Source organism: Methanosarcina spelaei (assembly GCF_002287235.1).
Taxonomy (GTDB): domain Archaea; phylum Halobacteriota; class Methanosarcinia; order Methanosarcinales; family Methanosarcinaceae; genus Methanosarcina; species Methanosarcina spelaei.
This window is the reverse complement of record NZ_LMVP01000034.1, coordinates 1-14,272: the sequence shown is the minus strand read 5'-3', so window position 1 is coordinate 14,272 and position 14,272 is coordinate 1. Positions and strand designations below refer to the sequence as shown.

Here is a 14,272-nt window from a genome sequence, read left to right as displayed (position 1 = left end):
ATAATTATATTTTAAATGGCATTAAGTTTTCGACATTTCAAGTGCGTAAGTCCTATTATGCATTCAATATATAAAATCAAAAACAGTGGCCATCATTAACTAAACTATAATCTATACCTAAGAAGAGTTTAGAACCATATTTTTAATTCAAATGATTAAGTCTCATCCTGAGTCAGTCTCGTCCCCGTAAGTCTCATCCCCGTAAGTCTCATCCCCGTAAGTCTCATCCCTAGTCAGTCTCATCCCTATTACAATAGTTAAAAAATAACTGTTAGAACAGCTTTTTTTATTTAGTTATTAGTTAGCAAGTTGAAATGGAAAACTAAAGTGGTAAGTTTGATACTTTTTACTCAAATTTATTGATATTGGATTTGAAGCGCTTTATTTATAATATTTTCACAAAAAATTAAATAAAAGTATCTATGGATACATTTAAAAAGATTGATATATATGAAAAATTAATCATAAAATGTTTATAAGTATTAAAAGTTATCCAATAATGGAAAGATATCGAGATAAGATATTCTGGAGAAATGTGTAAATAAAACTTAATCAGAAATAAGAATGCACTTCGTGTTACTTGACCAAAGGTAGGACTATAATATAAGCGCTTTTCTTACAACAAAATAACTATCTAACTCTATTTTTTTTGGAAACCCCTTTGTTTCCTGTTTCATCTAGGAAATAGCACCACATAACTCTGGAATTCTTTCTCTAATTGAAGTACAGGAGGAAGATTGACGAATAGGAAACTGATTTTGATATTGTTAACTCTGATTCTGAGTAGCGGAGTCTGCCTGGCTGACAATTACGGAGGTGGAAGCCCTTCAGTTACTAACTCGCAGGTTTCACAAGCAACAAACGATCTCACTATATCCGGGATAGTAAACACTGTACCAGGATCTGCGGTCTTTGCCAGGGAATCAAATACCATAACGGTTACTGGCGTCAAGAACACTGGCTCTGCTGCTCTAAATAATATTTACGTAGCCCTTTATGCCAGCGATGTGTCCGGTTCAGTTCCAGTAAACACGACAACGATTGCATCTATAGCTAGTGGAGGGACAGCAACTTTAACGATGATCGACCCAACAATTCGCAATCTGGAAGGTAGCACCGTAACCTATACTGCAGTTGTTGATCCTGAGAACCTGATCCCTGAAACTAATGAGGCTAACAACAACAAAAACAGTATGGCTAAAGCGGTCAAATATAACGGGTATAAGGGCAAACGTTACTGGGAAGGCGGAAGTGACATCACTACCAAACAGACTTATGACCTCCAGGGTAACTTTTTGTATTTCACACAGCCTGAATCCGCTTACAAATCTGTTGGCTGGACTAGCAGAACCGAAACTTGGACTGCAAGCAATCTTCCGATCCCGAGCGGTTCTACCGTAGAAAAGGTCTGGCTCTATCTTGCTTACAACTGGGATACCACTTCTGGGGGAGTACCTAAATGGGATGCTTCCTTTAACGGACATCAGCTTACAGGTGGAACTCCATACACTGACAAGAGCAATTTTGGTGGGTATGCTGAGTATAAATATGGTCTTTACGTCTTTGATGTGACCAGCCAGTTCAAATCTGCTGGAAACAGTCTTGTCATGACGTCTAATGCTGGAAATAGCAATGCTCTTTATCCGAGTACTCTGGTTGTGATCTGTCGGAACTCTAACGAAACCCGGAAGCAGATCTTCATCAATGAAGAGTGCGACGAACTGGGCTTATCTGCATCCAGTTACGGAACCACTCTCGAAGAGGCTACAGCATATGCTCCTTTCACAGGCATGTCTGTTGATCTGAATAAAGTCGCAAGCGCTAAGTTATACAGTTTTGCTGGAAGTGCCGGTCCCGATGAAGGAAACCTGCTTTTTAATGGAAATACCGTTGCAAGCAATGCATGGCAGGGAAATCCAGGCACCAGCAGTCCCCTGGTTTTTAATGTGAAAAATTACATTAACGCAACCGGGAACGAAGCCGGAATCCAGGGTACAACAAGCGGAGGCATGGATGCTCTCCAGCAGATCCTTGTAGTTGAGTACCAGAAACAACAAGGAGCTGCGCCAGCAGCTGCTTTTTCAGCGTCTCCTACATCAGGAAAAGCACCGTTAACAGTTACCTTTACTGATAAAAGTACAGGAACACCTACTTCATGGAAATGGAGTTTCGGAGATGGGACAACTTCAACCTTAAAGAACCCGATTCATAAATATTCAAAGGCAGGAGTATATACTGTTAGCTTAACAGTAAAGAATGCTGTAGGCAGTAACACAGTAACAAAAACAGACTATATAAAAGTTGTAACAAAACCTGTTGCTGCATTCTCTGCATCTCCTACATCAGGAAAAGCACCGTTAACAGTTACCTTTACTGATAAAAGCGCCGGAACACCCACTAAATGGAAATGGAGTTTTGGAGACGGGACAACTTCAACCCGGCAAAATCCAAAGCATAAGTATTCCAAAGCAGGAAAGTATACAGTAACACTTACAGTTACCAATGCTGCAGGTATTAATACGGTAACAAAAACAAATTACATAACAGTGACATCAAACACATAATCGGATATATGTTCTGAAAACAAGTAAACTTTAGATTGGAAAAGATTAAAAGAAATTAAGGCCAAAGGGTTGCGAGATCATTGACACTATGATAAAACAACCCTTTAGCCCTTTTGACCACTTTAGCCCTTTTGACCAGAGCTGAAAACTAACCTTTGGTTTATTGTTTTCATGGCTTACTCCAAAATACCCAATTTATTTAAGAACTTTTTATAAAATTATATAGATTTACATTCTTGAATATTATGTTTTTACATGTTTTTTCCTTATCTTAAACTCTGATATGCGACTTTGTTAATGTAATCATTTTTAAATCGACACTAAAAATCATAATTCCTTAAAATAAAATAACATTATTTAGAAAAATTAATATATGAATAATATAAATTATGAAAAAATCTACCGTTTGTCAGAACTAATACATAATTAAAAATGAAACTTTTCTATGTAGAAAGTTAGAAGAAATAGTGGCTAAGACCGCTAAGTTGCCAGAAGCTAAAAACTTATTGAGAAATGAGAGAATGAACATGCTGTTAAATAGCAGGAAATTGAGTAGATTTTTACTGTATTTTGCAGGAATTTCAATTATTTTTATGTATATTTCTCCTTGCCTGGCAACTTACAATTTTGAAGGTGTCCCTGAACAGGATGAACTAATTGAAACGACATCAGGGACGGTAAAAGGTGGACTTTACGTTGATGGGGGTGAAGGGCTTAAGGAAACTCCTTATGTGCAGGAACTTAATGTTCCTGGAGATTCCGTAAAATGGGCAAGGATATATGTGGGAGTATGGGGTGGCACAGAAGACAAGAAAGGAACTCTGGATCTTACTGTCAATGGGGAAGATTTCGAAAGTGTAGACCTGGAAGGTAAAGCAGATAGCGGAGATGATGAAGACCAGAATCCATCAATATATTGTACCGGACATGGAGTATATTGGGTAGCTTATGACGTAGGCACGAACATAAGTACCGGACCTGTAAAAGTGGAAGCAAAAACTGAAGGGGGCATTGATGGCAGAGTATATGGTATAGTCCTTGCTGCTGTATATGAAGATAAAGACGGAGAGGATACAAAGTACTGGATAGAGGAAGGAAACCTGAATCTTCATGGCAAAGGATGGAGTGGAGATATGTCGTCAACACATGATGAAGGGTATGCCGACTTTTCTGGAAAGATAGATGCTGATAAATACAAAACCGCAAACCTTGCTGTAGCCTACCTATGCGGCAGCCCTGGACTTGAAGACTCTCTATACTTTAACGATGAACAGCTTTCGGATGGGGATAATAAAAACGACATTGCAAATTCAAAAAGTTATTTTGACTTAAAATTTTTTGACGTACTGGACTTTCTTACCGAAGATGACAACGAAGTCAAGTTCCAAAGAGATGACGAAGATTACGTGCATCCTGTACTGGCTGCACTGACTTTGGGAACGGGAGAAGCTGGAAGCTCTTCTGACCTCATAGTCTCTGGACTTACTTTACCTGTGATCTGCGCAGGTAAAGATAATGTAATTAAGGCAAATATTAAAAATACCGGAAAAGACTCAGCAAGTAGTTTTCAGGCGGCACTTTATGCTGACGATGAAATAGTATCCACTGCTTCCGTATCTTCTCTTGCTAGTGATAAAAATAAAACCATAGAGTTTAACTGGAAACCTGCCAGTGACGGACAGAAGGCTCTAAAAGTATACGTTGACTATGCCAACAAAATAAAAGAAACATCTGAGGTAAATAACTTCAATGCTCCTGTTCTTGCTAAGATTGTTGATATGACTCCACCTGAGATTGAAATAGAATCACCGGAAGATGGAGGCTTTGTAGATGCTGGAGAAATAACAGTAAGTGGAACGGTTGAAGATACGAGTCGGAACCTAACAGTGGATGTGAACGGAAGGAAAGCTATGCTTTCGGACGGAAGCTGGAGCGCAAAGGTACCTATGGTTTCAGGCTCCAATATAATAGCTGTTTCTGCGGTAGACAAAGCAAATAACACTGCAAAAGAGCTTATTGTTGTCAACAAAAAAGCTTCTTTCCTGCGTGACTTTAATGAATCCTCCAGGTCTAAGAATCAAAGTAAAACAATATCCGCTAACGAGACACTTCATATTTCCTGGTATAAAGACCTATTACAAAATAAGATATATCTATTCTTTAAAAATTTGATTTCGAATTGGTGGCGGCGATTTTGAAAACCAGGGCATACAATAGAAACCTGTACGTGAATTATTCTGTAACGGGTTCTGAAAAAATTGGAGACAGGCTCTTCAGATTTTGCGTAGTCTCCGGGTTTCTTTTGGCTGCTTTACTCATAAAACTTCAAAACCGGAGAGGACAGCCATGAGCAGAAAAAGTCACTTCTATATTATTGCAGTTTTTTTGATTGCTTCTTACATGATCACAGGTATTATGCCTGCTGAAGCAAATGAAGATGATTGGAGCAGCTTGACCGTTACCCTCGGAAATGAAAATCCGATAATAAGCATAGTTTCTGTTGATGAATACACTCTTGAAGCACTGAAGTTTGATAGTTATGGCATGGTCTGGCTTCGGATATCGAAAAACGGCTTGACCCTCGGAGATACTGTCCTGGAAAATAATAGTTCAAGCTGGTGTTATATGGACAACGACAACATACGGCTTAAGGCTTGCAACGTCACTAATAGGGAAAATCTTCCTATGTTTTCTAATCTTTGCTCACCTGAAGCAGAAATTGTTTTTGAAACAAAAAAATCTGCAGAAGAAAAACCTGCTGAAGATACCGTAAGTCTGGATCTTGATTTTGAGGCTGACAAAGATGAGTACCTGCTTGGTGACGAAGTAACTGTTGATACGGAGCTTAGAAACACAGGGAATATTAAAGCAGACAAAATAAAATTTGATGTGGATCCTGATGGGCTTCTGGTTCATAAGGGAGTTCCTGAAAACATAACGATTGATAAAGGCTCAACAAAGTCTTTTGAACTTCAGTTGAGATTTCCAGAAAAAATAAAAGAGAGTTATAATATAACTGCAAATGTTAGTTGGGACGATAATTCAGGTAAGCATTTCCTCTCCAAAGTTGTAGAAATTAAAGTTAGTGAACCTCTGAAAATCTATAAATACACGGGGTCCGAAGTTTTTACAGGAACTCCTGCATATGTTACGCTTTCCGTTAAAAATATTCAGGATAGGTCGGTAAATGTCTCATTAATTGACCTGTTGCCAGCAACATTTACAATGATTAACAGTTCCGAACCGATTGCAAGTGTCCCTGGTATGGATAACTCATCGTATTTGAGCCAGGACTTTGTGCTGGCCCCGGAAGAAATGAAGACGTTTTCTTACTCCGTCAAATCCGAAAAACTTGGAGTACACAGAGTACCGCAAACCCATGCATATGCAGATTTATGCGGTCAATTATATAGTGAATGTTCCGACTCCGAAAACACAATCAAGGTATGTGAAAATATTTCATACAAAGAGTATGAACGTAAAACTCAGGTAGAAAAAATACCTCCAGTAGAAACAAAACTGCACGTTGATCTGGTACCGGCATAACCTTTGCGATTTTCAGGCTTTTTTATAACTTGAGAGTGCGAAGAGATTCATGAGTACTTCGCTTTAGCAGTTATTTTCACAGTTTGTCTGACAATTCTATTTCAGGGAAAAAATTGACAAAGAAGTTGACAAAAAGAAAGTTGGATGAATTGTTATCTGACAGATCATTTCTCAATTTCATTGCTGACTATACTAAAGATTACTATATTTTTGCACGACATTTGAAAGACAAGTTTAAGCTTTCTTGCAAATCTGGAAATTTCGAGTCTCTTATCCTTTTTAACTTTCCCTGCAAGTTTCCAGTTATATGTTTTATCTAAACATCCATCTTCTCATTAGCAGCTCTGCAAACACAAGGATACATTTGTAAGGGGTACATCAAATCCAGGTAAAATACTGAACTTTTCTTCATAACTTCTAATTTTGGCCAAAGCAGAAGGATTTTTTTTCAACTGATTTTTTTTGATCATTCTCAACTGATCTTTTTTGATCATTCTCAACTGATCCTTTTTTAATTATTCTCAACTGATCTTTTTTTGATCATTCTCAACTGATCTTTTTTTGATCATTCTCAACTGATCCTTTTTTGATCATTCTCAACTGATCCTTTTTTGATCATATCGCCAAGACTTTAGTAGTACCGTCAATACTTCTGGTTGCATTATCGAAAATCCCGACTCCGATTACTTGCAAATTTTCAGCATATTCTTTCAGTTTCTCACATATATGGGTGATATTCTGCGTGAAATTAAACACAACATTGATATTTTTTACCAAAAATTGTTGTAAGATCTCTTTGACTTTTATTTCAGTTAAAGGATTTGTGAAATTCTTCTTTTGAGCATAATCTTTTAGTTTCTCATCTATATGAGTAACATTTTGCGTAAAATTAAGCCTGTTATCGATGTTTTTTTCTACAGACCGTTTTAAGGCCTCTTTGACTTCTATTTTATTTAAAGGGTTTGAGGAGTTTTCTGTTCCTTTAGAAGAATTACTATCAGAGGAGACTACTTCAGAAGAACTATCACCAGAAGACATTCCTTTAGAGGAGTTACTTTCAGAAGAAACTCTTTCAGAAGAACTGTCTTCTAAAGTCGAGAGCTCAACATAAACAGGGATTATAATTCCTGCCCCAACAATTCTTCCTGGTACGGTACATGGGATATTTATTTTACATTTAACGTCTGTTTCTGCGGAATCAGGAACTTTGAGCGTGACTTTAACTTCTTTAACCTCTCCTGCTTTCAGGTCAAAAGAAGATGGAGAAAAAGTAAACCAGTTTTGATAAGCACTTTCATTAACAAAAACATTATATTTTGCAGTTTCATTTCCTGTATTTATCACGTATAGTGGTTGCTCTGAGGACGTTCCAGGAGCAAGTTTAAAACTCATATTTCCTGGGCTCACGCCAACACCCATTCCGTATACTGAAGCTGCTTGCAGTGAGATTATAAGAGGGACAATTAATATCAGAATTTTTATTTTCATTTACAAACCTCATAATTTCCCAGTACAAATTTATGCATAATTCAAGTATTATTTTTTATTGTGTATCTCATTTCATTTTTGTGCTTAGATATGGCTCAGTATTCTGTAATGGATTCAAGAGAATTCTCTGCAAGATTTATGACCTTTGATTTCAAATTATCAAGATTTTCAAAAATAGCGCTATTTTCCCCTGAAAAAATATCCTGTAGAATTAGTCTCCCTAACTCGTCATCCTGTCCGGACTTTAAGTTCAGGATCATAGAACCTGTAGAATAAGTAACTGAAACTGCAAGTTCGTCACAGTCACCATCTGTAACTCCGAGGATCGGGATTCCAAACCTGGAAAATATACTTCCTGCAATTTCGGTTGTGTCATCTCCAATGGTAATTGCAAAATCCGCTCCTTCAATCATCTCGATTGAACGTTCTGCGCAGTGGTCTATAAGGATGACCTTAACTCTATTTTCGGGAACCGTTTCCGTAAAAGAGCTTTTTGTTAAAGTAGCAGTTTTTGCTACCAATTCTTTTTCATCTTTAAAAAAACTTTGAGCTTCGGAGTTTTTCCGTGGAGTGCCGGTTTTTACCCAGGATCTGGAAAGGTCTATTGGTACTCTTTCTTCATGCTTATGAAGAATGTCAATACCCTGCTCTTTTATAATTCCTCCTTCCATTGAGGTCAGAAAACCATCTTCGGATATGAGTGCGATCTCAGAAGAAGTAGCTTTTCCAATAATGATTCCTTCAACCAGTATGTATGCTCCTGGAAAGGCTGATACTCTTCTCAAAATCCGCCTTCCATGGTTAGTGATTTCGATCGTGTTAATTGGAAGTGGCGGCTGGGAGATTTTTAAGTTAAGCAGTTTGGAGAATTCTTCAACGTGGAGTTCAGCAGCTTGATTCCATGGGATGAGTTCGCCATCGGGACAACCTGGTCTTTCGATCTGTATAAGAGGCTTTTCTTCAGGATTTTCTATATGTGAGACTACGATCCTTCCGAAAGTTCGTCCTGTTTTTAGCTCTCTACCATGGTTCAGAAGGCATACAAGGTCATTTGATCTAAATAGAGTCTCAATACAGGCACTTGGACTCAGAAACTGGTTAATTTCAATCAAGTCATCCAGGCCGGCATCAATAACTGCAACTTTTCCCATTGTACCGCATAGGCAGGCGTCGACGAGATTTTCCCTGGAGAGCAGTGTAAGAATATTTTTAATAACCTGAGGGGAATCCATAAGCTGGACATTATGAACCACAATTCCAATCTTCATAAATACAAGTCATATATTCAAACTAATTATACTCATCGAATTATTTCGTACTATTAGTTTTACATTTTTTCATAATATTTCGTTGTATTAACTTTTAAATTACTAAAATAAGCTTGGAAATACTTTATGGTTAAGCCTCTACTTAAGATTTGTACTGCCTTATGACCTCTTTTTTTGGCTATTTAAATGTAAATGACATTTTAAATTCAAGATTTCTCTTTAATAATTAGTTGTGAAAAATCAAAAAAGATATATATTCATAATTTATGTTAATTAATCTAAAATAAGTATTATTTAATCTTTAGTCCATAATGTTTTTCTTTAATTAATTTTACGTTACTGTAATTTTAATACTTTGTTATGGCTACGTTTTGGTCTTATCCCTGCCCCATTACAGTAATGAAAATGGAAATAAGGACTGTTGAGCAATGTTTAAAGAAGAATTTTCAATGGCAATAAGGCAGCTGCGTCTTAAAAAACTCCGAAGCCTGCTGATCCTCCTTGGAATCGCAATTGGAGTAGCATCTGTAGTAGCCGTCGTCTCTTTCGGAGAAGGTCTCCGTATCAATGCGGTAGAAGAGGTCCAGAAGTCCCGGGATCTGACCCTGATTGATGTTTCTCCAGGTTTAAAGGATGATGGACTCACTCTTATAAGTGAGTCAAAAGTGGAAGAACTAAAAGAGTATGGAAAGCTTGTTTGTCCCTATGTAAAGGATGCCTATGTTAGCCCTTCAGGGAGCTATTTTGACTTATTTGGTGTTCAGGAAGATTACAGCACTGCAAATGAGCTTGAGCTTGCCGGAGGGGGCTGGTTCGATAGTGGACAGAACCAGATTGTGTTTGGAAGTGATCTATGGGGAAAACTGGAAAAATTGGACGGAGCCAAAATAGGGACACCGATAACAGCTAAGCTTCGCCTTTATGAAGATGACGGAAGACCAGTCGATAAGGAAGTAAGTTTTATTCCAGTAGGTTATCTAAAGCCAACCGGAAACGAAATCGACAATGAAGCTTTTATGAGGCTTGAACCTGCAAAGGAACTCAGCCAAAAGGATTATTATGACGGGGCTCTGGTTAAAGTGGAAAGTTCCTCTCTTGTTACCGATACAAGAAGACAGATCGAAAAACTTGGACTTGCTACCTCAAGTGCCCAGGACGAAATTGATTCCGTTAACCGGATAATGAATGGGGTGACTCTTGTCCTTGTCTTTTTTTCAAGTATTACCCTGCTTGTAGGTGGACTAATGGTGATCAACACTATGGTCGTCTCGGTCTACGAACGAACCAGGGAGATAGGGATCTCAAAAGCTCTTGGAGCTTCGGAATCTGACATCCTGCGAATGTTTTTAGCCGAATGTCTGTTTATCGGAGCACTTGGAGGGATTTTTGGAGATCTTTTTGGTGTTCTTCTCTCAACGATCATAGATAGAGTGGGGAGGCCACTGTTGATATCACGGCTTGGAATAGAAAATATTGGCCATCTGACTGCCTTAAACCCCAAGATTCTTGTAGCCGGTTTTGTAATTTCCTTATTTGTGTCCGTGCTTTCAGGGATTTATCCTGCCTGGAGGGCCGCAAAAATGGACCCTATCAAGGCTCTGAGGCATCTTTGAATGGATACTTAACTTGTTCTGGAGATGGTTTGTTTGGACACTGGGAAGAAAATCTTCATAGTAGGGCTGCTCGGAACTGTACTTTTGCTTCTTTTTTTCTTCTCTGGAAATAGAGGTTGGCAGGGAGACGGTATTCCTCCGTATACGATTGCAGAAGGAGTTGTCAGAGGAGAAGTCTATGTTGACGGAGGACACGGCTATACTGGAGAAAACCCTTATCTCCAGTATTTCAAACTGCCCTCCGGGGACATCAAATACGCTAGACTTTACGTACCTGTCTGGAATTCTAAAAGTGGGAACAGTATCCGTGTAACGGTCAACGGAAAGGATCTTACAATAAGGCAAGAGCCGGATTATGTTTCGGCCTGGGGAGTCGGACTCTATTGTTTAGAAACTAACAATTCTCTCCATTCCGGAATGAATGAGGTTTCGATCTCGCCTGAAATTCCGGGAGGTGGACCTTATGGCACTACCCTGGTAGCTGTTTGTGAGAACAGGTCCATGTCTCCGGTCAAGTTCTGGATCAACGAGGGTAACTATGCTCTTGCGTATACAAATAATAAAGATAATGTAACGAGCACCTTTGAAGGCACGTCCCCTGGGAAAAATTCAAGCCTCTACACAATGGTTGTGGCAGGCACTGAAGGAGAAAAAGATGAACTGTACTTCGATTCTATGAATATTGGAAGCGATATTTTCAGGTCTGCTCAGGGAAAGTACTTTGACCTTTTTTCAACTTCAGTCTCACCGCAGAGTACGGAAAGTTCTCTTTGCTTTGAGAGGGGAGATGAAGGCTATTTGCATCCCTGTGTTGCAGTCCTTGTTTCTGAATCGGGATCAAATGACGAGTATCTAAAATTGCATGAGCAAAAAAATGCAGAAGGTGAACAGGTACCTCTTCCAGTAATAATTGTCTGTCTTCTGGCTTGCCTTGCTATTGCCATAAGGTTTAGGAAGAGATAAGGTTGTACATAAGAGGTCTTCTAACATTGATTCAAAAAAGAAAAAATATTCTTTGATTGAAAAGTATGCATTCCTCTTACTGTATAGCTTACTGTATAGAATAGATAACTGGACTTAATCTGATTAAGATCAATTCTAACAAAAATTAATTCTGATGAAAATTTATCCTTATGAAAATTTATCCTTATGAAAATTTATCCTTATGAAAATTTACCCTTATGAAAATTAATCCCGAAGAAAATTAGTTCTGAAAAAAAATCAATCCTGATGAAATGAGGTAATATATGAAATACGGACTGATTCTCGTAGCAGTGCTTGCACTGATCCTGTCTGTTTATTTTGCTCCTGGAGTCACCATATCAGGGGCAGTTTCCAGCTCATCGACCTCCCTCCTTGGGTGTAGTCTGGAGGTCCCAATGGACAAGAATCAAGCTTCCAATGTCCTTGTAGCGGGACAAACATGGGAGAGGGCCAGAGTAAATATTCAGAATCTCGGAAGTGAACCCTTACATAATGTAACCGTACTAATTGAAGTTCCACAAGATCTGGAAATCAAAGCCTCTTCTCAGTTATATTCCATAACAAAGGAAGGACAGAACCTTAAGGCTGAAATAGGAGATCTGTCTCCAGGACAAAGCGCAGGTCTCCTTCTTGATGTAAAACCACCTGCCTCTATTAAGTTTAAAAAAGAGGTCCCTTTAAAAATTCATATGGTCTACCCTGGTGGTGAGCAGCAAAGTGAACAAACTATAAGTATTGTACCACCACCTTCCTGGCTGACTTATTTTACCATTCTGGCAAGCCTCCTGCTCTTTGCTGGCATTCTGGTGGCTGTAAAACATTTTGGAGTTCTCAAACTCTTTTCAACTGTTGACCTTATAACAATAGCACTTCTTGCAGCCATTATTGCCGTAGTTTTTCGGTACGTAAGTAAACTCATCAATCTGGGCTGGTTTGACGGGCTGGTTATTGCAATTCCCACAGTCATCCTGATGGTGGTAGCCCTGCAGCTGGTCCGAAAGCCCGGAACTGCAACTTTACTTTTTGCCTGTGTCCTGCTAATAAGTGTTGTTGTTTGGGGTTCCCAGATAATGTGGCTGGGCTTTTACCTGGCCGAGGGAGTTGTGGTTGACGTCCTTGTCTTCTTATTCGGGATGGATTACGCAGACAGGCGACTGACAGCTGCGGTCTACGGCATATCAAGAGGTATGGTTTCAACCCTTGTGTTCTATATGCTCTATGCCCCGGTTGAGTGGAAAATCTCATATGCACCCTGGTATATAGGAGTCCAACTTGCACTTGCATGTGCAGGAGGGTTAATAGGAGGGCTGCTTGGTTACGATACGGCTGTAAAAATGAGCGGGGCAAGGCTTTAAAGAATATGCAGATTTTGTAAATTACAAAGCAAGTAAATAGTAAAGCAAGTAAATAGTAAAGCAAGTAAATAGTAAAGCAAGTAAATAGTAAAGCAAGTAAATATAGAAAATTTTACTTTTTATCTGTATTTCAGTCCGTAAACCCATCTACCGTTCTAGAAAAGCCTGAAAAAAGTTTAATTGGGGAAAAGGACCAGAAATTTTTTTGGCCTGACCCTTCACCCTAATATTCCGCACATATGTATCTTAGAGTTTGGCTTCTTACTACCGTTTTTGTGAGATGAGTTTTCGAACCGGTACAATATTGGGAAACGGTTTTATTTTGTGGACTTGCGGAATACACGCTACACCTAAAGTTCTTCACCTGGTCATGCTTACAGGTAAAGAATCTTTAAGAGTCGTATGTTTAAGTAACTAATTTAGGAGGCGTTTCTGTTTTTTGTGTCCTTTGAATAGACACATATATGTATGACAAGCTTATATTTAACATTTTCCTTCATTATAATAACATCAGGTGTTATTATAATAAAAAATTATGTTATTTATAAAGGGGTAAATGCCAGAATAATGCCCAGGCAAAAATCATAACATTCTTATATCTGAATTGCGCGCTCATCTTTTATATAATACTTCCCATCTCTTTTATAAAATTTGATATATTCTTATTAAAATTAATATTGTCAATAATCTGTGGATTCAATATGGGAAGGCCGTAAGATCTTTTCATAAATTTATATTTAGACTCCACAGGTTTATAATTGGACATCAGACCTTTCTATAGACATGATACTTTTGAACTTAATCGAAAACAGTCACCACAGTGATTAATTTATAGCAAGATTAGATCTAAAAATTCCATTACATATTACATTAGTTCTTATTATGCACATTAAGTAGGACTAATTTGAATACAAGTAACACAAATGGAAAATATTTAAATAAATGATGTCATTAAAAAATATACTGCCGGAAAAAAGTTGATAGGCAAGAAAGAGTAAACAGCTCAGGAAAGTGAAACTTACTGACTTGCTGCTTGCTGACTTATTGATTTGCCTTAAGACCCCTCTATAACCAAAAATATGCTACTTCACATTCGAGAAAACGAGGATGTGGAGATATATTCCGGCTATCAATCACCTGGATAAGGTGACTGGGTCATATGACATAAAGACTCTGAACAGAAGGTGAAGAAGCCTACGTTCAGATTCTTCATTGTCAATTTTGAATGCTCTGTGCACGCCTACTGCACAGTATCGCTCGACGTATTTTCCAAAAAACGTTGAGGATGACCGAAATAGGATAAAAGAGAATCTATTCTCGGATTTCTGTTGTATTATCCATACTATATAAATTTATTGGATAATATCTCTCGGTGGCTCCCCAAAAACCTCGAGGATGACCGAAATAAGTAGGGATCTTACAAAAGTGGAACAGAGTTGATAGGTCGTAAAAAG

Annotated in this window: 8 protein-coding genes; 6 read left to right on the top strand and 2 right to left on the bottom strand. The window is 38.3% G+C overall.

Annotated features, from left to right (window positions below; genetic code table 11):
• Window positions 1-737: 737 nt before the first annotated feature.
• The 3 genes from ASJ81_RS02940 (at window position 738) to ASJ81_RS02930 (ending at window position 6,110) form a co-directional block, all read left to right on the top strand.
• On the top strand, window positions 738-2,564 hold the full coding sequence (locus ASJ81_RS02940) for a DUF3344 domain-containing protein (RefSeq protein ID WP_095643171.1): 1,827 nt from the start codon (window positions 738-740) through the stop codon (window positions 2,562-2,564).
• 527 nt (window positions 2,565-3,091) lie between these two features.
• Complete coding sequence (locus ASJ81_RS02935; RefSeq protein ID WP_095643172.1) at window positions 3,092-4,762, top strand: DUF3344 domain-containing protein; 1,671 nt, start codon at window positions 3,092-3,094, stop codon at window positions 4,760-4,762.
• Window positions 4,763-4,910: 148 nt separating this feature from the next.
• Window positions 4,911-6,110 (top strand): hypothetical protein, encoded by a 1,200-nt coding sequence (locus ASJ81_RS02930; protein ID WP_095643170.1) that lies wholly within the window; start codon window positions 4,911-4,913, stop codon window positions 6,108-6,110.
• Between the two features lie 615 nt (window positions 6,111-6,725).
• Here the strand turns inward: ASJ81_RS02930 and ASJ81_RS02925 are convergent.
• Window positions 6,726-7,598, bottom strand: coding sequence for a COG1470 family protein (locus ASJ81_RS02925; protein WP_095643169.1), 873 nt, complete (start codon window positions 7,596-7,598; stop codon window positions 6,726-6,728).
• A gap of 95 nt (window positions 7,599-7,693) precedes the next feature.
• Entirely contained in the window at window positions 7,694-8,866 is a 1,173-nt protein-coding gene (locus ASJ81_RS02920) for a DUF2117 family protein (RefSeq protein WP_095643168.1), read from the bottom strand.
• A gap of 449 nt (window positions 8,867-9,315) precedes the next feature.
• Between ASJ81_RS02920 and ASJ81_RS02915 the strand changes: the two genes are divergently transcribed.
• The 3 genes from ASJ81_RS02915 to ASJ81_RS02905 all read left to right on the top strand — a co-directional run bounded on the left by ASJ81_RS02915 (window position 9,316) and on the right by ASJ81_RS02905 (window position 12,818).
• Complete coding sequence (locus tag ASJ81_RS02915) at window positions 9,316-10,479, top strand: ABC transporter permease (protein ID WP_245859744.1); 1,164 nt, start codon at window positions 9,316-9,318, stop codon at window positions 10,477-10,479.
• 33 nt (window positions 10,480-10,512) lie between these two features.
• Window positions 10,513-11,442, top strand: a complete 930-nt coding sequence (locus ASJ81_RS02910) for a DUF3344 domain-containing protein (protein ID WP_095643166.1) — start codon at window positions 10,513-10,515, stop codon at window positions 11,440-11,442.
• A 284-nt stretch (window positions 11,443-11,726) separates the two neighbouring features.
• A complete protein-coding gene (locus ASJ81_RS02905) occupies window positions 11,727-12,818 on the top strand; it encodes a hypothetical protein (RefSeq protein WP_095643165.1) in 1,092 nt (363 codons plus the stop codon).
• The last annotated feature ends 1,454 nt before the right edge of the window (window positions 12,819-14,272 follow it).

What these genes read in the sequence shown, in the direction of transcription:
- ASJ81_RS02935 (WP_095643172.1), top strand. Translation starts at nt 3,092, where the DNA reads ATGCTGTTAAATAGCAGGAAATTGAGTAGATTTTTACTGTATTTTGCA.
- ASJ81_RS02930 (WP_095643170.1), top strand. Translation starts at nt 4,911, where the DNA reads ATGAGCAGAAAAAGTCACTTCTATATTATTGCAGTTTTTTTGATTGCT.
- ASJ81_RS02925 (WP_095643169.1), bottom strand. Translation starts at nt 7,598, where the DNA reads ATGAAAATAAAAATTCTGATATTAATTGTCCCTCTTATAATCTCACTG.
- ASJ81_RS02920 (WP_095643168.1), bottom strand. Translation starts at nt 8,866, where the DNA reads ATGAAGATTGGAATTGTGGTTCATAATGTCCAGCTTATGGATTCCCCT.
- ASJ81_RS02915 (WP_245859744.1), top strand. Translation starts at nt 9,316, where the DNA reads ATGGCAATAAGGCAGCTGCGTCTTAAAAAACTCCGAAGCCTGCTGATC.
- ASJ81_RS02905 (WP_095643165.1), top strand. Translation starts at nt 11,727, where the DNA reads ATGAAATACGGACTGATTCTCGTAGCAGTGCTTGCACTGATCCTGTCT.